Consider the following 21,630-nt stretch of genomic DNA (forward strand, 5'->3'; position numbering starts at 1 on the left):
GAGCGGGCTGCCGCCCTAATCAAGCCGGAGATGCTCGGGCAGTTGCGGCTCGCGGTCAATGAGGTCGGCGAAGAAGCGATCGCAATCCTCGCCATTGATCGCCGCGCACAGACCGTCGATCGCGGCGCCGATCAGGCGCGCCTCGGCCTCATGCAGAAGCCGAACCGCGGTGTCGATAAGGACCAGCACCCTGGCACCGGCCGGCGGGTCCGAGAGCAGCAGCATCGAAACGCGCCGCTGCTCGCCTCGGAACTCGCACAGCGCCGATATCCCGTCAGTCTCAACGATCGTCATCGGCAAGCCGAGGCACATGGCGGATCTCCGATGGTGCAGCCGGTCAGGCCGGCCGCCCCCTCATCTCGTAATGCTGATGATCGATGTCGTTGGCGAGCAGCCGCTCCGATTCTGCCAACGGCGCGGTGCGCGGCATCACCTCGACGCCCCATTCGGCCAGGATCTCGCAACCAAGCTCGAGCGCCGGCGCGATCTGATCGCGCACCGGCTGTGTCAGCGGGCCACCCCAATCCTCGAGGTCGAGCGGCTGGCAGCCGATCAATACGAGATGTCGCGGACAACGGCCAAGCAGGTCGGCCGCGCTGATGACCTCCTGGAAGCCGGTCTGGTGCAAGCTCATCTTCTTGGCGCCGGTGAAACGCGGCACCTCGTCGTCGCGAACGAGCTTCAACTGCCCGGGCTCGAGCCCATAGTCGATCGCGTCGAACACGATCAAACGATCCGCATCCTCCAGGTAGTTCACGAGGTAGAGCCCCTGCGTGCCGCCGTCGAGAATGGTGACGTTGTCGGGCGCGGCGTAGCGGCGGTGGAATTTCTCCACCGCGCGCACGCCAAAGCCTTCGTCGGCCCACAGGATGTTGCCGATGCCGAGCACCAGGATGCGGTTTGCTTGCGAAGATGTCGGCATCGGTATCATTCCAGTTTCTCAGTCGCGGAATTGCCGCTCGCCGGAGATCATCGAGGAGACGATGCTCTGGCGCGACATGATGTCCTCACGGACCGCGGCGTAGATGTGCACCATCACGAACACGACCAGCGCCCACATGCCGAGATGATGCCAGGTGTGAACGTCCTGGCTGTTCGGCCAAATCGCGAACACCCAGCCGAACAGCTTGTGCTGCCAACTGTCGATACCCGCACCTTCCGAATAGAGCGCAAAGCCGGTAACGATCATGAACGCCACGAACAGCGTGAAGCCCGTGAACATCGCGGTCCGCGCCAGCGGGTTGTGGCCGACATACATCTTCGGCTCGCGGTCCAGGAACGCATACCAGCGGATTTCATGCAGCACTTCCTTCCAGAAGTGCTTGCGATGCACCGGCAGATAGAAAATCTGCCGGGAATAGTGATTTCCGACGAAGGCCCACAGAATGCGGGCAAGGAAGAACACCGCCAGCACCTGCCCCGCCGCGAAATGGGCAAAGCGGATATAGCCCATCACGAAGTTCGCCGAGGCCTCCCCCTCGACCGACGGCAATGGCGTTCCGATCAGATAACCGGTCACCATCAGCACGATGATCGAGAACGCGTTCACCCAATGGCAGATCCGCACCGGCGCTTCGTAGACATAGACGGCGGGACGGCAGACCCCATGTTCGCCGGCCGCATCGGCCGCTATCGCGGAGAGGTCCGGCTCGGCTTCCGCCGGACGTGCAGCTACATCCATCATGGCGTTTCCCCCTGCTTCACCTGACCTTGACGCTGGCCATTTCCTGGCCGTCCGGACTTATGACATGCGTGGAGCAGGCCAGGCACGGATCGAAGGAATGGATCGTGCGCAGAATCTCCAAAGGCTGCTCGGGATTGACCATCGGGGTGTTCATCAGCGAGGCCTCGAATGCACCGATGTTCCCTTGCGGATCGCGCGGTGAGCCGTTCCAGGTGGTCGGCACCACGCACTGGTAATTGTCGATCTTGGTTTCCTTGATCTTGATCCAGTGCGCGAGTGCGCCGCGCGGCGCCTCGGTGAAGCCAAAACCCTTGGCCTCCTTCGGCCAGCTCTCCGGCTTCCACTTGTCGACGTTCGCGGTCGAGCTGTCGCCGGCCTTGATGTTGGCGACGAGCTTGTCCTGGAAGTAACGCATTTGTCGTCCGGCCCAGACCGACTCCAGCGCGCGCGCCGCCGTCCGACCGAGCGTCGAGAACAGCGCCGATAGCGGAAGGTCCATATCCTTCAGGAACTTGTCGACAGGATCCTTGAACTCGGCCTTGTTCTGCGCATAGCCCACCACCCAACGCGCCAGCGGGCCGACCTCCATGGCGTGACCCCGCCAGCGCGGCGCCTTGATCCATGAATATTTTCCGCCCTCATCGAGCTGCTCGATCGCGGTCTTGGTGCCTTTCGCATTGGGCCCCAGCACGTAGTTCGGCTCGGTTACGCCGTCCCAGGGATGCAGTCCCTTGGTTTCGTCGGGATATTTGTACCAGGAGTGAACCACGAACTCCTGGATCTCATCGGGGTTGGCATGATCGACGGGAAGCACCTCCGAGAGATTGCCGTTTATGATGGCGCCCCGCGGCAGCTTCAGGCTCTTGGAGGAGTAGTCGTTGGCGTGTTCCGGCACGTCGCCATAAGAGAGTACGCTCTTGCCGGAAAGACCGCCGCCGTAGAGCCAGTCCTTGTAGAACGAACCGATCGCCGCCACGTCGGGCAGGTAGACCTGCTCGTTGAACTCGATCAGGCGATCGATGATCGACGAGATCAGGTTCAGGCGCTCGATGTTGATGGCACCGACCGCGCCCGTGCCGTCGACGTTGATCGGAGAGGGCACGCCGCCCACGAGCCAGTTCGGATGCGGATTCTTGCCGCCGAAGATGGTTTGGATCTTGACGATCTCCTTCTGGAAATCGAGCGCCTCCAGATAGTGCGCGACCGCCATCAGATTGGCCTCAGGCGGCAGCTTGTAGGCCTTGCTGCCCCAATAGCCGTTCTTGAAGGGCCCCAACTGCCCCGACTCGAAGAACTTCTTGAGACGGGTTTGCAGGTCCTTGAAGTAACCTGGCGACGACAGCGGCCAGCTCGAGATCGACTGCGCGAGCGTCGAGGTTGCCCGCGGGTCGGCCGAAAGCGCGCAGACCAAATCGACCCAATCCAGCGCGTGCAGGTGATAGAAGTGAACGACGTGGTCGTGCACCTGCAAGGCAAGCTGCATCAGATTGCGGATCGAATTGGCGTTCTCCGGAATGGTGATCCCGAGCGCGTTCTCGACCGCGCGCACCGACGTCAGCGCGTGCGTGCCGGTGCAGACGCCGCAGATCCGTTCCGTGAACGCCCAGGCGTCGCGGGGATCGCGATCCTTCAGGATCACCTCGATCCCACGCCACATCGTGCCGCTGGAGACTGCGTTTCGGATGACGTTATCGGCGTCGACATTGACCTCGACGCGCATGTGACCTTCGATACGGGTCACCGGATCGACGACGATGCGCTTGCCGGAATTGTCGCGATTGAAGCCGTTGGGAGTCTGGATACCCATGATTTTGTTACTCTTGGATCTCTTTGGCGCTTAGCTGGTGTGGTGCGCGTCTTCGCGCTTGCCGGCGAGCCGCTTCACCGCGGTCACCGCTGCATGCGCGGCGACTGCCGCACCGACGGCTCCGGCCGCCACCATGCCGATCTGGTCGGCGTTCTTCTCGATGCCGAACTGCTTGATGTTGGTGAGACGGTCGTAGAACGAACCCTTGTCCCAGAATCCGTCTTCCGAGCAGCCGATGCAGCCATGGCCCGACTGGATCGGGAAAGAGACGCCGCCATTCCAGCGCACGGTCGAGCAGGCGTTGTAGGTGGTCGGGCCCTTGCAGCCCATCTTGTAGAGACAATAGCCCTTGCGCGCCGCCTCGTCGTCCCACTCCTCGACGAACTGGCCGGCGTCGAAATGCGACCGCCGGTAGCACTTGTCGTGGATACGCTGCGAGTAAAACATCTTCGGCCGGCCCTGACGATCGAGCTCGGGCAATTTGCCGAAAGTGGTGATGAAGGTGATGGCACCGGTCATCACTTCAGCGATCGGGGGGCATCCCGGCACCTTGATGATCGGCTTGTTGGCGATGACCTTGTCGATGGGCGTCGCCTGCGTCGGATTGGGCTTGGCCGCCTGCACGCAGCCCCACGAGGCGCAAGCGCCCCAGGCGATGATCGCCATCGCATCCTCCGCCACCATCTTCAGCTTCTCGACGAACGGCTTGCCGCCCTCGATGCAGAACATGCCGCCTTCGTTCAGCGGCGGATTGCCTTCCACCGCGAGAATGTATTGCCCTTTGTGCTTGGCGCGGGTCTCTTCGAGGATCGCCTCCGCCTGGTGGCCTGCGGCCGCCATGATGGTGCCGTCATAGTCGAGCGAGATCATCGAGAGCACGGCATCCTTCACCAGCGGGTGCGCGGAACGAATGAAGCTCTCGGAACAGCAGGTGCATTCGAGCCCGTGCATCCAGATCACCGGCACGCGCGGCTTGGTCTCGAGCGCGTTCGCGATGCGGCTCGCCTCCAGGGGCCCGAGGCCGAGACTCGTCGCAGTCAGGCTGCAAAATTTGTGAAAGCTCCGACGCGTGATACCTTGTCGCCTGATCACGCTGTAAAACGTTTCCGTCGCCGCGCCCATGAATCGTCCCGCCTCGGCTTTGACTTGTCTATGACGCCAAGGACAGCAAGAAGCAGGCCAAGCACCGGGAGCGTAAGGAAAGTAGAGTGATAGCAAATTGTTGCAGATTTGAATTGCTCGAATTGCGGTGCGCGCGCATGCCCCGACCGAGAAAACGGAAACAATTCGATTTCAGGCGACAACGAAGTTTCCGTCCCCGCGCGAGAGACCACTCAATGCGCGGTGTACGCCATCCAGGGATCGAACGAGCGCACGACGTGCTGGATGGCGACCGAGCGTGCGCCGGCGCCGCCGACATCAGTGCCGATCAGCGCCTGCTCCAGCGGGCCGCCGACATCGGCCGGCTGGAAGGCCAGACTATGCGGCCATTTCCCGGCGAAGATACCCATAGGTTCGAGCAGCCGCGCCCGCCGGCAACACATCGCGTGCCGCAGGCCGCGCGTCGCTGCGAAACGGTCCCGTGTCTCCTCATGCCAGGAGTGCGCGGCACAGGCCTCGCGAGCGAAGTCCGGCATGAAGAAGATGTAGAAGTGCGTGAGATGATCGCCGGCCTTCTCCGCCTCATGCGCGAGATTGGTGGCGAGAATCCCGTTCGGCGCGACCTCGGCCGCCATCGCATCGCGAAGAGCGACAGCCGCGGCGACCGACTGCGAGACCGAGCAGATGCCGCAGATCCGCGGCGCCAGCGCCCGCGCTTCGATGGGCGGACGCGCCTCCAGGATCTGCTCGAAGCCGCCACGGCGGCGCCGTCACCTACGCGGGCATGGCCCGCCCACTCTCGACATCGAGGCCAACTTCGAGATCGCCCTCGACGCGTTGAGGGGACCATCGTGAAGCGCGTCATGGCGTGCGCTTGGCCATCGGGCGGCCGGGCAGCACGACAGCGGTCGCATTCAGCCGCACCCGCCGCGGCGTCGCCGACTTCGACAGGGCCGCGAGCGCCACGAACGAGGTCTTGGGCATGTCGGTCGGAAGTCCGACCGGAATGCCGGCAAGCTTTGCGGATGTCTCTCTCCACAGTGAAACGCGAAGCGACTTGCTCCGGCGGACCTCCCTCGGTACATCTGGTGCGTACGCGCGATGTTGGAAAGACAATCAATCTTCGACTTGCTTTTTGACGCGACAGATCTTCTTCAACGGAACCACGTGCCCGAGCTGGCTTATCGGCCCGATATGTGCAGTTTTCGCTTCGCTGGCGAGTACGCCTGAATTCCAACAGCGCAAAGCGAAGGCGCCTCCGAACAGACACGTGGACAAACGTTGGAATGGCTCATCGCCCACTTGGATGAATTTCAAGCAGGGCGAGGGCCGGCGCGACTCCGGTTCGCACTCCACGCCCGTGCTGCCGTCCGCAAGCCCTGTCCTGACGCCTCAGTGAGCAAACAGAGCGCAGCGGCTATACTCAACATACGAGAGGCGGTGATCGGCTTTCGAGCGGGCGCTAACGAATAACTAGGCCAAAGGGGCGACACCTTATGCTCTTAAGAAGTTGGAACGCGGCCCTGGGCCTCAGCGGGGTCAATGCCTAGATCTTGTGATCTGCGGCAGCCGCTTTATCGGCAAGGTCCTCGCGAACCGACGCACTATGTCGCCGCGGGGCAGTGTCTAGCGCACCCTCAACGCGCCCCTCGCCGGCACATATCGCCGCGGCTTAGCCCAGAGTATAGTATGCAGAGACGTGGCTTGCCCCATCAATGCTTGCCTGTAGAGACCGTTCGGGCCTCGGCTGATCCGAACTCCTCTTCAATCGCGGGACACACCAACTGCACGTCCGGCTCGAAGACGAAGCCGCGTAGCACAAGCGTCATTTCAGCTTGATCTGGACGTCACCACGTCAGAATGCCTTCGGCAATGCCGAAGCCGCACGACTTTCCGGTCGCGTTAGTGTCGAGATCGCAGCAATGACCAGAACAAAAATTTAGCTGTCGGTGAAGCTCCACTGTCACATTCAACGGGTCCTAGTCATTGTATTCGTTTTGGGCACAGCTGAGCCACTGACCGCCACCTCAAAACTAAACATCGTTACCGTCTTGATGGACCATCAGGAGGCTGGGACATGCTGGGCCCTCATCGTTTGATTCTAAGTTTTCAGGATTTTGCGCCATGTCATATCCACCCCCTCAAACCAAGCTGCATGCTGTGCTGAAAGGTGCTCTGGAGGATGCTGTCCGGATGGTGCCTGAAGCAAAGCGGACGTCTTCATTGAAGGCTTGCCTCGCCGAGAAGGTTCTAACTCTGGCCGCGCGGGGCGAGAGCAATCCAACGATCCTAACTCGTCTCGCCGTGCTGACAGTGCAGAAATCCTGCCATGGCTGTTACGGATGTGAAAGGTGGTAGTCGCACGGGGGAGCCCGCGAGGCGCGAATTGATTAATTTGAACTGGAAGGCCGGGCTTTCTGGCGTCACAGCAGCGCGGTTGGCGATACGCTTTTCGCTGACGTGATGGGAGACTCGTTCACTATGTCATAGCGTCCGCGTGACCCAGTAGCGGCCACCCACGCCGAGGCCAAACTTAACGCATATAAAATATGACAGAACTTCCTTCGATCTGTAAAGCGCCACTGCCTCGCTTCGGGAATGTCGTTTTCGCGACACATGAGCGTGCATTGAAACACGACCGCGTCGGAATCGAACACAACACACATTTGCCGAATACCGGAGTGCACATGCAGGGAGGACCAGACTTTGATGACGGAAACGGTCGCGTTGATCACGCAGGCGAATACTACCCAAGAGCCTAAGTACTGTTCGCTCGAAACGTCGGCTGGTTTTGCGACGTGATATCCGCGAAGATCCGCAGCATCCCACACAATGGCGCTCGCGTCGGTGTAGATGGGCTCCGTCGCAGAGATGGACCCGCGAGGGCCATCGCCGCAATCCTTTAGTCGAGCTTCGCTGGGATCGCTCCAACCGCAATTTAAACTTGCGTAGGCGGACGCGAGCGCGAAAAGGCCCCTGGGAGAAGCGCGCGATCGAAGTCCTCGAGGATGGTGCTCGCAGGTACAGCTGGTTATGATCGGCGGAAAGAGTTGCTGTGCAACGCTCCAGCAGCAGCCGTCACCTGTAGCGGGCAAGATCAACGCATGAACAGCACCTCTTCACCAGTCAATGCGATCGCAGCCGAGCTTGGCCGCCTCGATCCCGCATACGCGCCGACGCCACTCCTGAACCTTCCGACGCTTGCGGAGCGGCTCGGAGTGGCGCAGGTGCTAGCGAAAGACGAGGGCCGCCGCATGCTCGGCAGCTTCAAGTCGCTTGGTGGCACCTATGCCGGGTTGCGCGCGCTCGCCCGGGCCTCGCGCATGCAGTTGGCCGACCTTCTCGCGGCCCGACCTAAGGGGCAGCCGACCCTGGTCTGCGCCAGTGACGGTAATCACGGGCTCGCGGTAGCTGCCGCCGCGCGCTTTGCCGGGGCGCCCGCCCGCGTGTTCCTGCACGAGGGCGTGCCGAACGCGCGCGCGCGCCGCATCGAGAATCAGGGTGCCGAGATCGTCTGGGTGCCGGGCACCTACGACAATGCAGTTGATGCGGCCGCAGCCGCGGCCTGCCAGGGCGCCGGCATTCTTGTCGCCGACACGACCGACGATCCGAACGATCCCATCGTTTGCGACGTCATGGCGGGATACGGCGTTACGGCGGCGGAAATCCGCGATCAAGTAGACTTCGCCGGCCATGGGCGTCCGACACACGTCTTTATACAAGCTGGTGTCGGCGGACTCGCCGCTGCCATCGCCGAGGGCCTCTCGGGCTGGCTGGCACCTCCGGGATGCATCGTGACGGTCGAGCCGGAAACCGCCGCGTGTCTTGCGCCCGCGCTCGCGGCCGGTCACCCGATTCGGGTGATGGGCGATCTCCGAACATCCGCGGAGATGCTCTCCTGCGGCCAGGCGAGTGCGCCCGCCGTTGCGGTGCTCAGGCGTCACGGCGCTCGGGCCATCACCGTGCCCGAGGCGGAATTGGTGGATGCTGTTCGCGTACTCTCCGCCCATGATGGCCTCGCCACCACGCCGTCCGGTGCAGCGGGCCTGGCGGGTGCTATGGCTGCCCTCGCAGACCCGAGCCATACAAGCGATCTCGGACTCGACCGGTCGAGCCGCATTCTCGTCCTCCTCACCGAATGCGCCTGGGAGGACCGAACGTGAGCACCGCGATCTTCGCTCCTAGTTCGACTTGCATCCTCTCAGTGAGGCCATGTCTGGCAGGCTCGAGGCTTCATGATTAGATCATCGGCGGTCCGTCTCCGGCTCCGGAACCAGCGGCGCGCCCCCGACGGAAACCGGCCCTTCTGGTTTAGGCGGGCGAGTGGCTCTTGTAGTCGGCTTTGATGCGGCCTGGGCTGCCGGCGGACGAATATCTGCAGGAAGAGGCGCAGCAATGTTCTGCAGAGACTCAATTCTTGAGGTCAGGGCTGCGATTTGATCTAACATCCGTTTCAAATCGGCTTGCTGCGCATCGATGTTGCGGTTAAGCGCTGAAATCTCCTCGCTCACCTCCTGTTGCCCCGACCGGATCTCCGAAAGCGCTGCCTTGTCTTCAGGTGACAACGCCGGCATTGGGACGACTTCACGTGCCGTTAACGCCTCGATCATTCGGTCGATATGGGGCCAGTAAAATGCACCCCCAACGCATAGCCCGATGAAGACGGCGATAAATCCAAAAACCCACGGAAGGCGTCTTGATGACTTCTGCAAGACGGGCGGCAACTCCGAACCGTTCGCTTGATCAATCACATTCATCATTCTTTCTCTCGATCTATAATAGCTCTCGTTGCCGAGATAATAGATGACGGTCAAGAGCGTCCATGTGAAAGTAATTGGCATGCGCACAAAGATATCGGGAAAGATCATGCCGCTTCAGCGTCCATCTCGTTCAACAAATCGATGTTTAACCGCGCCAACAGGCACTCGGCGCATTAACGCTGCACAGGCAATGAAAAAACGCACGATACGATCGCGGCCATAGCTCTAAGTACACTCGCGGTGGCGCGGGCTCCTCCGCACAGGCCGCAATCTGCGGGCGCTCTATCGAAAGATAAACAAGCACGCTCGCAGAAGGCGGGCTCAGCTTCTCAGATCAACTCTGCGCCTGAATGGATGGCTTTAGCGCGCTTCACCATCTAAATCCTGCTGGTCCGCCATGGAGCAAACAGGAGAGCCTGCGGCAGCGATCAGGTTGAAATCGGGCGAGAGCCGATCTCGACATACTCGGAGTTTTAATATGCGAGGCCAGACAGCCGCTGGGACAGTCCGACGTCGACGAGGCGTCCGACGACGATCCCGTGCGAATACCGTTCGATGATCTCGTCGACTTCGCATTCGAGTGCAGCCAATGCCTCGCCAAGCAAGGGCACGCCACTGGCACCTCTCGTCCAGGAGAAACCGTCGAAACGCTCTTTGCCTTTGAATCGGCCATTACTGAAGCGTTCGGCAATGTCGCGTTGATCCGCGCCAAGGATATTCGCTCCAAAGGTCCTGTGGCGCGCAATTAGAGAAAACGAGGAGGCTTGCCTGTTGATGTTGACGAGAAGCTGCGGAGGATCGACGCTGAGCGAGGTAACCCGTTGAAGTTTGCGGGGACCCAGCGCGGCCCCTCGATCTTTGTCTGGCTTTTCACAGCCGTGTACGAAAGAAGACATCGCGCGCCGTGGCGCATGGCGAGCTGTTTCAAAGCGTAATCAGGCGGTTCAACGCGTGGGGAGCGCTGGCATGGTCGTTGCTCTCGCAGCCGGCAACAACGGCGCTGGCTACTCCCCTTCTGGCGCGCGAGGAATGGTGCAATATGAGCTTGGTAAGATCATTGGAAAGTGCGGAAGTTGATGCCTTCTATACGTTCGATGAGGGGCGTCTTGCATCCGTCACGCGCGAATTCACCGAGCATTTCTCAGGACGCGTGCTGTATGCGGTGAAGGCGAATCCGTTGCCCAAAATTCTTCACGCGGTCTCTCGCGCTGGAGTGGCCGGATTCGACGTGGCGTCGCTGGCCGAAGCCCGCCTTGTCCATTCGACTGTTCCCCGGGCCTGTTCATGGTTCATGAATCCCGTGAAATCTCTTCGCGATATCGAACGGACGTTCCGAGATCTGGGGGTTCGCGACTATGTCATCGATTGCGAAGCCGAGCTGCGGAAGCTCCTTGAGGTGCTGCCGTCGCATGATCCGGAAATACGAATCTACGTCCGGTTCAAGTGTAGCGGGACGTGCGCCATCTTAGACTTAAACGGCAAGTTTGGTGTCTCGCCCGCCGAAGCGAGCCGTCTGCTGGGTCTCGTCAACGCGCAATCGCGCTGGACCACGGGCTTGGCCTTTCACCCAGGTTCCCAAACGATCGTTGTCGATCCGTACCTGCATGGCATTCGGGCGGCCGTCGACATTATTGAAGCTGTTTCTCCGGCTCCCACAGCGCTCGATATTGGTGGCGGCTTTCCCGGCCATTATCTGAACGTCCCCTATAACTCTCCCTTGAGCATGCTCTCCGACATCACGAAACTTGTGCGCGAAACGGATGCACTGAAGCGTGTTGAACTCTTGTGTGAGCCCGGACGAGCACTGGTTCATGATAGCATCTCTTTGTTTTGCCGGGTGATCTTAAGAAAAGACGGGGCGCTCTACTGCGGCGCGGGCATCTACAGCGGGCTCTCACCTGCCCGGCAATATTTTCTGCTCCCCGCCCGTGCTTGGCGTGGGGGACGGCCGATCCAGACTGAGGAGTGGCAGGACTTCATCATCTTCGGCCCAACTTGCGACGGCACGGACAGGCTTGGATTCTCGTATTCACTGCCACGCGATTTGCACGAAGGCGATTGGATTGAATTCCAGAATGTGGGCGCCTATACGCAAATGGCGAGATTCAACGGGTTCTCGGTCGATAAGATCGTGGCTGTAGGGCAGGATGAACTTACCGTGTTGCCCGCCGCGTAGTTGCTCATGAACATACTAGTCAGGTGAATTCTAAAGTTCGCCACATAAAGTCTGGTGGGCTTTGTGATGGCAGAAGTTGGCGATGTCTCGTTTTGTAACCAGAGCGAACTGGCATAGAATGAGCCAGTGCATGGCGAAGCGGTAGGGCCTCGTGACCTCGCAGTGGCAATATCAAGTTAGGTTTGATGTCCGCGATACTGCGGTAGCGGAATCAATACGTCGAAATTTTCGCGATCCGGCACTGAGGCCTCTATTCGATATACTCACGGCGCATGGTGTGGCACCGAAATGTCAGTTCGACGCCTTTGCGGAGTATGTCGCCGCGGCAGAGGAAAACGGCGTCAAAGTTATCCGCTCTATCGGTGGACGAAGGCAACGATCGAAGATCCGAAGAAGAAGGAAAAATATCTGAAATCCTTTACGCTCTACGTGGATGATCAAGAGGTCTATGAAAGGGAGATTGCTGACGCGCTAGAAGCGGACTTGCAGCCGGTCGCCCGTAGCGGGATCATCAGTCAAATATCTAAGTTCGACAGCAATCCTGCCAACAATCCTCAACCGCCAGAACGCTCCCGCGAGTGAGGCTAGCTCGCTATGCGGGTGAGTTGAGACGACCGCTCCTGGGCCCATCGCGACATTTTGCGCTGGGTGTATGGGTACCTCACACCCGTTTTGCCTTTAGAGCGTTTCACATTTTGACTGAAGCATAACCAGCGTTAGCGAAGTAGTTGGCGCATTCGCGAGGCTGGATGTCCTGGACGAGGTGACCGATGTGGCGCCAAGTATCCTCGATGGTGCGCTTCTGAGCCTGCCGCATCCAGTGTTTGATCTTGGAGAAAGCCTGTTCGATCGGGTTGAGGTCGGGCGAGTATGGCGGCAGGTACCAGAGCCTGGCGCCAGCAGTCTGGATCATCTGCCTGACAGCTTTCGACTTGTGGCTTCCGAGATTGTCGAGAATGACGATGTCGCCTTCGCGCAGAGTTGGCAGGAGCAGGTGCTCTATATAAGCGCGGAAGCATTCGCCGTTGATCGGGCCGTCGAAGACGCAGGGCGCCGTGAGTTGGTCATGGCGGAGCGCGCCGAGGAATGTGAGGGTGCGCCAGTGACCGTGCGGCGCGAAGCCGCGCAGGCGAGCCCCTTTGGGGCCCCAGCCCCGCAAAGGGGCCATGTTGGTCTTGATCCAGGTCTCATCGATGAAGACGAGCCGGCCCGGATCGAGCCCGGCCTGCCAGGATCGCCAGCGCTGGCGCCTACGAGAGACGTCGGCGCGAGCCTGTTCGAGGGCGAACAGTGTTTTTTTTGAACCGAAGCCCTTCCCGGCGCAGGAACAGCCAGACCGCGTTGTGCGAGACCTTGACCCCGCGGGCTGCCAGTTCCGCCTTCGGACCATGTAGCGTCAGGTGCGGCGTCTGAGTGATCCGCTCGACGATGAAGGCGCGGTGCGAATCAAGCACAGGTTTGCGATGCCCGCCCATCTTGCCGGGCACAACCGAGCCCGTCGCCCGCTGGCGCTGGGACCACTTCACAACCGACGAGACCGCAACACCAAACCGTCCCGCCACAGACCGGCAGCTCTCGCCCGCCAAAACAGACGCCACCACACGCTCGCGAAGATCCAGGGAAAGAGGTCGGGTCATGCGATGCTGGCCTCCAATCCAGTCAGCATCTTGAATCACAAACCGCCAAAAACCGGAATCCCCTCCGATTCAATTAAGCAATGAAACGCTCTAGGCAAAGTTAAGCTAGCCGATCGAGAGATGACGAATCGCGGTCTATAAGAACGGGCGTTATCTGCGCGAGTCTAACAGCGAGCCATTTGACCAGAATCATGAGCGAGGAGCCACGGCTCCCTATGCCGGAATTTACCGGTGCATGGGCTGGCATCGCGAGATCGGCATCGTAGCGGACCACGTCTTACCGCCACAAGGACATCATACGCACGCGGTGCATTTTTCAAGCGTGACCACCCGGTTCGCAGACTTACTCGGAAATACAAGGAATATTGATTTTGGCGACTGAGTGGGCCTATCTTTTCGACTTTGCAAGCCTAACAGCCTGCATTGAACGCGGCGGCATTTTCGCGGCGAGCTTAGAGCAAGCGCATCAGCTGTCAGCCGTTTCATAATTGCGATGGAATTGGTGGGTAATTCTTTGGAATGCGTGGACTTCTGATCGTTTTTGTGGCGCTTACAATAGTGTTGGCGGCACGCGGCCGACACCAAGATGGCTTTGTGCCGCGGCTGACCGCGTCCATGCCGCCAGTCAACGTGCCCTAGTCTTATGATCGTGCTCGAGTAGCGCGACCATTTGACTTTCCGCTGACAGATCCGGGCAGCCGGCTTTCCCGCAGCCCCGCTCTTCCGGGGGACAACCCGCGTCATATCCGCGCCTGTGCCCAAATGTGAGCGGCGTCTTACCATCCGGCGGTGAGCCAAGCGCATCTGTCGGACGCGCGTTTCTATGAACCAGCCACAGCGAGCTTCACGACAGTCGCTGATGACCGGGCTCATCTTGCATGAGCCTAGGATTTGGGACATTTGCACTCTATGTCACTCGTTCGGACGGGCTTCGGGTACCGAAGCCTGTCGCCGCCTATTTCGATACGTCACATTTTGACGTAAGGTGCGATTCAAGCGCCTTAGATAGCTTGTCGTGTGAGACTTTTCGGACGACTCGGTTGTGTCGCAGGTAATCCGAGGCGCACAGTATGTGTACGATGTCCAACATGAATCCTATCAAGCTCCAAAGCTAAAGACGCGCCCAAAGCACAAGGCAGCATCTTAAGTCTAGCTTTAAGGTCACGTGGCGAATGCAAGTCGATGTGTTCGGCGCCGAAGGTCGGCGGCGATGGAGTTGCGACGAGAAGGTTCGTCATGTCGGATGGACCTTGCAGGCTGGCGAGACGGTCTGCGGCGTCGCGCGCCGGTACGGGGTGGCTCACAGCCTGCTGTTCACCAGGCTTCGACAAGTGCACCAGGGGCGACCGGGCGGAGATTCCGTGCAGCTCTTGTTCCTGTCGAGATCACAACTACGCTGACTCCGGTATTGATCAGCACGCCGCCACCGGCGTCTTCACAGCTCGCCCATCGCTTCAGGATTTAGTTGAACGCCTTGGCCAGGTCATGGCCGTCGGACAGTTTGGCGAGCTGTTTGCGCATATAGACCTATCGCGATGCCGGCATGCCCTTTCGCGCAAACCGGGGCATCGGCGCGCACGCTGTCTGGAGCACGGGCGATCCGCCCAGCAGCGACTTCGGCGCGCAAAGGTGATCTGATACTGGACGAGGTGCCGAACGATCTGCGCTAGCTCTCGCAGCCAGCGTTGCCTGGCCTCGAGTTGCTGAGTATCGGATCATCGATCAAGCGGAGCGATACCTCCAATTCCCGACCTCCGCGTTAGGTTCTAAACGCATCGCAATCTTAGAACGAAATCAGCCGACGATTCTCATTTGAACCGGCACCAGATCGGCGGGCCTTTACCATCTCGAATTTAGGGCAGAGGAATTGAACTGTAGATGACATTAGGTCGAGAGACAGAGCCATACGACTCACTCAGAAGAAGAACGACGCTCGGCGGCAAACTCGAAGAGGTGATTTGGGGCAGCCCCACAGAGATCCCGCGGGCCCAGCCGATTTTCCTGCTACAAACACTTGTTCCCCAAAAAATCGGTCCTATTTCAGCTGCGCCTGCATTGGCACTCGCAGGCAGCGATTGCTAGCAATCGTGAAATTTTCAACGGGTGTAAATGCTTAGGAGATCTGTATGGAATTCCGTCCGCTTCACGACCGGGTCGTGGTCAAGCGCATCGACGCAGAAGAAAAGACCGCTGGCGGCATCATCATTCCGGACACTGCCAAGGAAAAGCCTTCGCAAGGTGAAGTCATCGCCGTCGGCCCCGGAGGCCGCGACGAGAGTGGCAAGCTGATCCCGATCGACGTCCTGGTCGGCGACCGCGTCCTGTTCGGCAAGTGGTCAGGCACCGAGGTCAAGATCGACGGCCAGGAGCTGTTGATCATGAAGGAGAGCGACATCCTGGGCGTTCTCACGGACGCGTCCGCCAAGAAGAAGGCCGCCTAAACCATCGCTCGCACCGCTCATCCTGAGGAGCGCCTGCTGGGCGTCGCCAAGGGTGAGACCAAGTAAAACATTCAGGAAAACCCACATGTCAGCCAAAGAAGTCAAGTTCGGCGTAGACGCCCGCGACCGCATGTTGCGCGGCGTCGAAATTCTCAACAACGCGGTAAAGGTCACGCTCGGCCCCAAGGGACGCAACGTCGTGCTCGACAAGTCGTTCGGCGCTCCCCGCATCACCAAGGACGGCGTCACCGTCGCCAAGGAGATCGAGCTCGACGACAAGTTCGAGAACATGGGTGCGCAGATGGTGCGCGAAGTCGCCTCCAAGTCCGCCGATGCGGCCGGCGACGGCACCACCACCGCAACGGTGCTTGCCGCTGCGATCGTTCGTGAAGGCGCCAAGTCGGTTGCCGCCGGCATGAACCCGATGGACCTGAAGCGTGGTATCGACCTGGCCGTGGAAGCCGTGGTCGCCGACCTCGTCAAGAACTCCAAGAAGGTCACCTCCAACGACGAAATCGCCCAGGTCGGCACCATTTCCGCCAACGGCGACGCCGAGATCGGCAAGTTCCTCTCCGACGCCATGAAGAAGGTCGGCAACGAGGGGGTGATCACCGTCGAGGAAGCCAAGTCGCTGGAAACCGAGCTCGACGTCGTCGAGGGCATGCAGTTCGACCGCGGCTACATCTCGCCCTACTTCGTCACCAACGCCGACAAGATGCGCGTTGAGATGGACGACGCCTATATCCTCATCAACGAGAAGAAGCTCTCCTCGCTGAACGAGCTGCTGCCGCTGCTCGAGGCCGTGGTGCAGACCGGCAAGCCGCTGGTCATCGTCGCCGAGGACGTCGAGGGTGAAGCCCTCGCGACCCTGGTCGTGAACCGCCTCCGCGGCGGCCTGAAGGTCGCGGCCGTCAAGGCTCCGGGCTTCGGCGATCGCCGCAAGGCCATGCTCCAGGACATCGCGATCCTGACCGGCGGCCAGGCGATCTCGGAAGACCTCGGCATCAAGCTCGAGAACGTCACGCTCAACATGCTCGGTCGCGCCAAGAAGGTGATGATCGACAAGGAGAACACCACGATCGTGAGCGGCGCCGGCAAGAAGGCCGACATCGAGGCGCGCGTGGCTCAGATCAAGGCGCAGATCGAGGAAACCACCTCGGATTACGACCGTGAGAAGCTCCAGGAGCGTCTGGCCAAGCTCGCCGGCGGCGTCGCGGTGATCCGCGTCGGCGGCGCGACCGAGGTCGAGGTGAAGGAGCGCAAGGATCGCGTTGATGACGCGATGCATGCGACCCGCGCCGCGGTCGAGGAAGGCATCGTCCCGGGCGGCGGCGTCGCCCTGCTCCGTGCCTCCGAGCAGCTCAAGGGTCTGCGCACCAAGAACGACGACCAGAAGACCGGCGTCGAGATCGTGCGCAAGGCGCTCTCCGCGCCCGCTCGCCAGATCGCGATCAACGCCGGTGAAGACGGCTCGGTGATCGTCGGCAAGATCCTGGAGAAGGAGCAATACGCCTACGGCTTCGACTCGCAGACGGGCGAGTATGGCAACCTCGTCAGCAAGGGCATCATCGACCCGACCAAGGTGGTCCGCGCCGCGATCCAGAACGCTGCCTCGGTGGCGGCGCTGCTGATCACCACGGAAGCGATGGTCGCCGAGCTGCCGAAGAAGAACACCGGCGCGCCCGCGATGCCCCCGGGCGGCGGCATGGGCGGCATGGACTTCTGATCCAACTCTCTCTAAAATGCGACCCCCGGCAGAAAAATGCCGGGGGGATTTTTTTGCTCGCGACTTTTTCAGTTCGTTGTTCTGATCTAGCGCTATGCGCTCTGCGGAAATGACGATCAGCAGTTGCTAGTCGTTCCGCTTGGGGCTTTGCGAGTCTGCTGGTAGGCATGTCATCGGGAGGACGAGCGGGTGATCGCGGTTCTGCACGGTCTTTCCCTGCGGCCTCAACGTCGGCGGCTGGTCAAGGCGAACACCTGAGAACGCCCGGTCGCGGTAGCCACCCATTGGCGCTACTGACTTAAATAGCATCGGTCCCCGCGCCTATCAATCGCTGTAAACGGATGCGCGAGCTAGGTGGTGGTCCCCGGGAAGAGCGATCCTCATCTCTCGTAATTTGGTCCGATCTGTTGCACCGTCCACAATCAGAAGAAGAACATCGCCAACTCAATCGAGACGGAAGATCTTTCGCCCAACCGCTACAATTTCCCGGTCGGTCGGAGGATTACTTGTCTCGACGTGCAGGGTGAGATCCGGCCTGTTCACTCTCAGGAAGTTCATCAGCTCGGTCTTCTCGGTTCCCGGTCCGATGATCAGCAGATCAGTGCAGCTACTCAGCGCCCGACCTACCCTGACGACAAACGTCGGATCGTCATTCACGGCAGAGCCAGTATGCGCTTTGCAATCAAGACGCTGGGGCGCCAAATGCGCGCGTACGGCCGTCGCGCTGACGCCCGTTAAACCTATGGAGAATATCTTAGCAATGAGGTGGTCGATCCACACGACCGCGTGCGAATGAATCTGAGTTGTCATGTCGCTCATGAATGGATTCCATTGTATTTCGTGATTCACCTGTCCGTCGGAGCGCAAGCCCGCACGCAAATTTCCTGCGGCTGACGATGCCAATCATGGCTCAAGTGATCAGCGTGAACCGACTCTACGTTGATGTAGCCGGGAACAGATCGCGTTGACCGTGAGCGCTTTACAGGTCCAAAACCTCATGCCGCACGCTGCCTCTTGACGGCCGTGGGCGGATGCACGCCGCTGTCCTTGGTGGAGGTGAGAATGAAGGGGACTGGGCAGGTCTTGCCCGGGACAAGCTTCTGATAGGGCGAGTAGGCCTCGATCCATCCGCGCTGCTCGCGATGGCGGGATCGCCATCCCGACTTGGTGAATCGAAGCATGTCGAACAGCGCCACCTGCACGATCGCTGCGTTGAAGAGGTCCCGGCGCTGAGTAATCGCGGTGCCCACCAGCAGACCTTCCTGGCTGGCGCCGACCACGCCCAGTCGGCGCGGAGAGGTGACCTCCGGCGGATTAGGTCCTCCGCAAAGGCGATGAAATGATCCCATGTCCGCTGCTTCGTTGCCGCTTGGGCCGACTGCTCGTGCCATCGCGGTCCAAACTCGCTGCCGCGCAGGTCCGCGACGACATATGCATTGCCCTGCTCGGGCCAGCGCCGCCCCACCGCTCCCGCATAGGATGGCAGGAGCGAAGCCTGGAATCCGCCATAACCATTGAGAAGGGCTGCGATCTCCGCTCCGAACCTCGCGTTCTTGGGACGCACCAGAAAGTAGGGAATCCGGGTCCCCTCCAGCGAAGTGGCCTCGAACTGCTCCGCAACATACCTGGACGCGTTGAACTTCGGAGGTGTCGTCCTCAGTATTTCAAGCCATTCGCTCGCCGCGTCGAAGTACCAGAGGGAGGTCGGCCCCGGATAGTTGGAGACGGTGAACAGCACCACGTCCGTTTCTTCGCTAGCGGCAGAGAGGCTGACGTTCTCGTTCGTAGGGAGCGGGATCGGCGTGGCCCGCCAAGTGCCCTGGTCGTACCTGTAGGTGAATGCCTTGCTCTGAACATTGTCAGGGATCGCCAGGATCAACAAGTTCTTGGTGACCGCGAACCCGCTGAGCGCTTGCCGAGGCTCGGGCTCGAAGACGAGCGATGGCATCGCGCGCAGCGGATCTTGCTTCCATTTGTCCAAGCCATATGAGATCATCGAGCCGGCCGCAAAGCGGGTGCTGCCGGACAGTATCCAGTCTTCATTGAGCGTCACGAGCAGGCGGCCAGTGACGATGCCGCTGATGTTCGCTTTCTTTGGCAGGTTTAGCTTGATCGGTCCGTTGGGCGCAAAGAGTACATACTCCTGCTCGAAGAAGCTTATGGCGCGCATGGCGCCAGCCGCATGAACTTTGCCTTCATTATCCCGCAGCACGAAGGGCGCCGCCACGGCATCGGTCGGCTCCCCACGGAAGACCTCGCGCGCTCGAACGAGCGGCTGAGCGCGCTTGAGCTCCCTCAAGAGGAAAGGGCAGCCAACCTGCGTCAGGGTCCGTTCTCCCCAATCCCGTGCAGTGAGGACCGTGTGGCGGTCGACCCAGCTGACGGCCTGCTTTCCCTCCAGAAGAGCGAAACCGGTCGTGACGAAGGCGTTGGTGTCCGGGTCGAACTCTCGGACGAGCACAGCGTCCTTACCGCCATCAGAAAATTGCACGAGGCACAGGCGCACTTGGGGCGGCAGGCAGGTAGTGCCTTTAAAGACCCAGCTTTTCTTACCCGCGACCGCCAGCGCGTCAATATCGAGGATGGTCTCCCAGTGCGGGTCCTGGCCGCGATAGCTGTCAAGCGTAGTACGCCGCCAGATGCCGCGCACGTGGTTCTCGTCCCGCGAGAAATTGCTGAGACCCCGCCGTTCCAACGAAACATAGGAAATCCGGTCTTTGGCCTGAAGGATGCTGATGGCCTCCTCATAGAAGCGGCGATTGCGGGGATCTGATTGGAGCGCGCCGAGCGTCTTGTCATTCTCGGCGCGGGCCAAATCCAGTGCGCGTGGCTCTTCGATTTCCTCGAGGCAAAGGAAGGAATCGTCCACCCGGGCCGCAGCGGCCCACTCCTGGGGCACCGCCGTGAAGGACAAACACGTCAGCGAGAGCAACACGGCGGCGAGGAGCGAGTGTTTCATGGGAGTAATCCTGGGCTGGGTGGGCCGCCCGGCTCGCGCGACTTGCGAGCTGGCCGAAAGCGGACAGAAGACGTACATTCGGTTTCGACAGCGGTCATGGGCGGGACTGTGCCCGCCGGTCCGAACGAAGCAAGCAGCGTGCCGCCTGAAAATTGGCGGTTCTCCAGCCGCTCGGTCGCGCCCCTTGGCTCAAACCTGACAATGCAGTGTTAGCTTCGAAAGTATTGTGATGAGCTTTACACTACTCACCGATGGAGCAGAGGTGCCCTGCTCTGGCATTTCACAGACCGGTCCGTAATCGCGCTAGAAACATTTATGGCGCGCCTAACTTGCAACGGCACGTGCTCAAGAAAGGCCCTCGCGCGGAGAATTTGCCGCTGGTTGGTGCAGCGAGCGCGAGCACATGTCAGCACGGCGCGTCATAATGCGGAGGATCCAGTGAAAAGCCCGCCGAGACGCCAGTCGTTCTCGCAATTCGCAGGCATTGCACGAAGTGACTCGCACTCCGCGGGATCGATCATAATCATTTGCAAGCGCTACGCACCCTTAGGCCCACATACCCAATCACCTGCGCAGGTTCCGTCGGGTAACAACAAGAACTGGCTCCACCGAATCAAGCACAGGCTCTCGACTTTCGTCAAAATCGTCGGGGCAGCGTCTCTTGATTGTTCATTAAGAGCGGCCACCAATGGTGATCCGCTACTCACCGACCTCCGAGATCGATGGGGCGTGCCAGGGAGAGGTTGGTCTTACCGGCGGGCAACAAAACCCGGCTCGGCCACACCGGGCGGGCCACTTATCAATGCCTTCAGGGTGACTGCCCAGAACGGCATCAACTTCTCCAACGCTCATCAAACCGTGGACAGTTCCGGGTACCCAGTGACGGAATACATCCGCCACAGCCTCAGCCGCGAAGGCAAACTCACGGTGCGGGCCTCAAAGCTGGTGGCCGGGCCGGCCAAGATCATGAACCAGGGGGAATTGGTCTGCGAACTGCGGGACGGCGCGAAGTTCGTCTTGAAATTGGAATGAGGCTTGAGCCGTTCTTAGCCGCGTCGGAATGTGACAGGTATCCCATTCGGCACGCACCGATGACAACTTCGATCGGGCTACATTACCTGAGGAGCGCTAGTGACCAGGATGCCCAGTTCGTTCGTGCTCACCGCTGCCTGCGCACATCGATGGATTCCGGCGGTAAAGCCGTTCGCGCGCGGCTCCGCGTTCGCTCCACTCATCCTAACCCGCATTTCTCACACGGCCGATAGCTGTGCGACAGAGGATAGAAGGTCTAGCGAAGGCGATGAGGAGCCGTTGCGCTGGAGGCGCGGGTGGCGATTTG

The 21,630-nt window shown here is 60.4% G+C and carries 16 protein-coding genes and 3 pseudogenes; 6 read left to right on the top strand and 13 right to left on the bottom strand.

Annotation, left to right across the window (positions count from 1 at the left end):
• Positions 1-15 precede the first annotated feature (15 nt).
• The 7 genes and pseudogenes from IVA91_RS14495 to IVA91_RS14525 form a co-directional block, all read right to left on the bottom strand.
• Positions 16-312: a HypC/HybG/HupF family hydrogenase formation chaperone gene (locus IVA91_RS14495; protein ID WP_247277976.1), complete on the bottom strand. Its 297-nt coding sequence runs from the start codon at positions 310-312 to the stop codon at positions 16-18.
• Positions 313-337: 25 nt separating this feature from the next.
• Positions 338-922, bottom strand: coding sequence for a HyaD/HybD family hydrogenase maturation endopeptidase (locus IVA91_RS14500; RefSeq protein WP_247458858.1), 585 nt, complete (start codon positions 920-922; stop codon positions 338-340).
• 18 nt (positions 923-940) lie between these two features.
• The gene (cybH, locus tag IVA91_RS14505) at positions 941-1,684 is read right to left on the bottom strand and encodes a Ni/Fe-hydrogenase, b-type cytochrome subunit (RefSeq protein ID WP_247354103.1); all 744 of its coding nucleotides are present in this window, start codon (positions 1,682-1,684) and stop codon (positions 941-943) included.
• A 16-nt stretch (positions 1,685-1,700) separates the two neighbouring features.
• Positions 1,701-3,491, bottom strand: coding sequence for a nickel-dependent hydrogenase large subunit (locus IVA91_RS14510; protein ID WP_247458859.1), 1,791 nt, complete (start codon positions 3,489-3,491; stop codon positions 1,701-1,703).
• A gap of 30 nt (positions 3,492-3,521) precedes the next feature.
• Positions 3,522-4,613, bottom strand: a complete 1,092-nt coding sequence (locus IVA91_RS14515; RefSeq protein WP_247458860.1) for a hydrogenase small subunit — start codon at positions 4,611-4,613, stop codon at positions 3,522-3,524.
• A 341-nt stretch (positions 4,614-4,954) separates the two neighbouring features.
• Positions 4,955-5,429: pseudogene (locus IVA91_RS14520) on the bottom strand (nickel-dependent hydrogenase large subunit); the annotation flags it as partial.
• Positions 5,430-5,453: 24 nt separating this feature from the next.
• A pseudogene (locus IVA91_RS14525) lies at positions 5,454-5,618 on the bottom strand (HupU protein); the annotation flags it as partial.
• A gap of 2,078 nt (positions 5,619-7,696) precedes the next feature.
• Between IVA91_RS14525 and IVA91_RS14530 the strand changes: the two are divergent.
• Positions 7,697-8,755: a pyridoxal-phosphate dependent enzyme gene (locus tag IVA91_RS14530; protein WP_247277981.1), complete on the top strand. Its 1,059-nt coding sequence runs from the start codon at positions 7,697-7,699 to the stop codon at positions 8,753-8,755.
• Between the two features lie 81 nt (positions 8,756-8,836).
• Here IVA91_RS14530 and IVA91_RS14535 read toward each other — a convergent pair whose 3' ends face one another.
• The gene (locus IVA91_RS14535; RefSeq protein ID WP_247277982.1) at positions 8,837-9,460 is read right to left on the bottom strand and encodes a hypothetical protein; all 624 of its coding nucleotides are present in this window, start codon (positions 9,458-9,460) and stop codon (positions 8,837-8,839) included.
• Positions 9,461-9,825: 365 nt separating this feature from the next.
• Positions 9,826-10,248, bottom strand: a complete 423-nt coding sequence (locus IVA91_RS14540; protein WP_083926464.1) for a flavin reductase family protein — start codon at positions 10,246-10,248, stop codon at positions 9,826-9,828.
• 8 nt (positions 10,249-10,256) lie between these two features.
• Here IVA91_RS14540 and IVA91_RS14545 point away from each other — a divergent pair, with 8 nt between their 5' ends.
• Entirely contained in the window at positions 10,257-11,528 is a 1,272-nt protein-coding gene (locus tag IVA91_RS14545) for an alanine racemase (protein ID WP_247458861.1), read from the top strand.
• Positions 11,529-11,816: 288 nt separating this feature from the next.
• Positions 11,817-12,110, top strand: a complete 294-nt coding sequence (locus IVA91_RS14550; RefSeq protein ID WP_346015486.1) for a hypothetical protein — start codon at positions 11,817-11,819, stop codon at positions 12,108-12,110.
• 106 nt (positions 12,111-12,216) lie between these two features.
• Here the strand turns inward: IVA91_RS14550 and IVA91_RS14555 are convergent.
• Positions 12,217-13,165, bottom strand: a protein-coding gene (locus tag IVA91_RS14555; protein ID WP_247458862.1) for an IS630 family transposase whose coding sequence is annotated in 2 segments (ribosomal slippage) — positions 12,217-12,828 and positions 12,830-13,165 — 948 coding nt in all. Because the reading frame shifts where the segments join, the coding sequence is not laid out codon by codon here.
• A gap of 2,126 nt (positions 13,166-15,291) precedes the next feature.
• On the opposite strand from IVA91_RS14555, the gene groES reads away from it, so the two are divergent.
• Together groES and groL are read left to right on the top strand one after the other, a co-directional pair.
• Complete coding sequence (gene groES, locus IVA91_RS14560; protein ID WP_247277985.1) at positions 15,292-15,606, top strand: co-chaperone GroES; 315 nt, start codon at positions 15,292-15,294, stop codon at positions 15,604-15,606.
• Positions 15,607-15,691: 85 nt separating this feature from the next.
• The gene (groL, locus tag IVA91_RS14565) at positions 15,692-17,332 is read left to right on the top strand and encodes a chaperonin GroEL (RefSeq protein ID WP_247277986.1); all 1,641 of its coding nucleotides are present in this window, start codon (positions 15,692-15,694) and stop codon (positions 17,330-17,332) included.
• A gap of 444 nt (positions 17,333-17,776) precedes the next feature.
• On the opposite strand, the gene IVA91_RS14570 is transcribed toward groL, so the two are convergent.
• The 3 genes and pseudogenes from IVA91_RS14570 to IVA91_RS14580 form a co-directional block, all read right to left on the bottom strand.
• The gene (locus IVA91_RS14570; RefSeq protein WP_247300228.1) at positions 17,777-18,151 is read right to left on the bottom strand and encodes a hypothetical protein; all 375 of its coding nucleotides are present in this window, start codon (positions 18,149-18,151) and stop codon (positions 17,777-17,779) included.
• Positions 18,152-18,327: 176 nt separating this feature from the next.
• Positions 18,328-18,723, bottom strand: coding sequence for a prolyl oligopeptidase family serine peptidase (locus IVA91_RS14575; protein ID WP_346015488.1), 396 nt, complete (start codon positions 18,721-18,723; stop codon positions 18,328-18,330).
• 323 nt (positions 18,724-19,046) lie between these two features.
• Positions 19,047-20,369, bottom strand: a pseudogene (locus tag IVA91_RS14580) (S9 family peptidase); the annotation flags it as partial.
• A 237-nt stretch (positions 20,370-20,606) separates the two neighbouring features.
• On the opposite strand from IVA91_RS14580, the gene IVA91_RS36545 reads away from it, so the two are divergent.
• Positions 20,607-21,323 (top strand): VirK family protein, encoded by a 717-nt coding sequence (locus IVA91_RS36545; RefSeq protein WP_249809518.1) that lies wholly within the window; start codon positions 20,607-20,609, stop codon positions 21,321-21,323.
• Positions 21,324-21,630 lie beyond the last annotated feature (307 nt).

It is taken from the genome of Bradyrhizobium sp. 153, from assembly GCF_023073835.1.
In the GTDB taxonomy this organism is placed as follows: Bacteria; Pseudomonadota; Alphaproteobacteria; order Rhizobiales; family Xanthobacteraceae; genus Bradyrhizobium.

What these genes read in the sequence shown, in the direction of transcription:
- IVA91_RS14495 (WP_247277976.1), bottom strand. Translation starts at nt 312, where the DNA reads ATGTGCCTCGGCTTGCCGATGACGATCGTTGAGACTGACGGGATATCG.
- IVA91_RS14500 (WP_247458858.1), bottom strand. Translation starts at nt 922, where the DNA reads ATGCCGACATCTTCGCAAGCAAACCGCATCCTGGTGCTCGGCATCGGC.
- cybH (WP_247354103.1), bottom strand. Translation starts at nt 1,684, where the DNA reads ATGATGGATGTAGCTGCACGTCCGGCGGAAGCCGAGCCGGACCTCTCC.
- IVA91_RS14510 (WP_247458859.1), bottom strand. Translation starts at nt 3,491, where the DNA reads ATGGGTATCCAGACTCCCAACGGCTTCAATCGCGACAATTCCGGCAAG.
- IVA91_RS14515 (WP_247458860.1), bottom strand. Translation starts at nt 4,613, where the DNA reads ATGGGCGCGGCGACGGAAACGTTTTACAGCGTGATCAGGCGACAAGGT.
- IVA91_RS14530 (WP_247277981.1), top strand. Translation starts at nt 7,697, where the DNA reads ATGAACAGCACCTCTTCACCAGTCAATGCGATCGCAGCCGAGCTTGGC.
- IVA91_RS14535 (WP_247277982.1), bottom strand. Translation starts at nt 9,460, where the DNA reads ATGATCTTTCCCGATATCTTTGTGCGCATGCCAATTACTTTCACATGG.
- IVA91_RS14540 (WP_083926464.1), bottom strand. Translation starts at nt 10,248, where the DNA reads ATGTCTTCTTTCGTACACGGCTGTGAAAAGCCAGACAAAGATCGAGGG.
- IVA91_RS14550 (WP_346015486.1), top strand. Translation starts at nt 11,817, where the DNA reads ATGTCAGTTCGACGCCTTTGCGGAGTATGTCGCCGCGGCAGAGGAAAA.
- groES (WP_247277985.1), top strand. Translation starts at nt 15,292, where the DNA reads ATGGAATTCCGTCCGCTTCACGACCGGGTCGTGGTCAAGCGCATCGAC.
- groL (WP_247277986.1), top strand. Translation starts at nt 15,692, where the DNA reads ATGTCAGCCAAAGAAGTCAAGTTCGGCGTAGACGCCCGCGACCGCATG.
- IVA91_RS14570 (WP_247300228.1), bottom strand. Translation starts at nt 18,151, where the DNA reads ATGAGCGACATGACAACTCAGATTCATTCGCACGCGGTCGTGTGGATC.
- IVA91_RS14575 (WP_346015488.1), bottom strand. Translation starts at nt 18,723, where the DNA reads ATGGCACGAGCAGTCGGCCCAAGCGGCAACGAAGCAGCGGACATGGGA.
- IVA91_RS36545 (WP_249809518.1), top strand. Translation starts at nt 20,607, where the DNA reads ATGGCGCGCCTAACTTGCAACGGCACGTGCTCAAGAAAGGCCCTCGCG.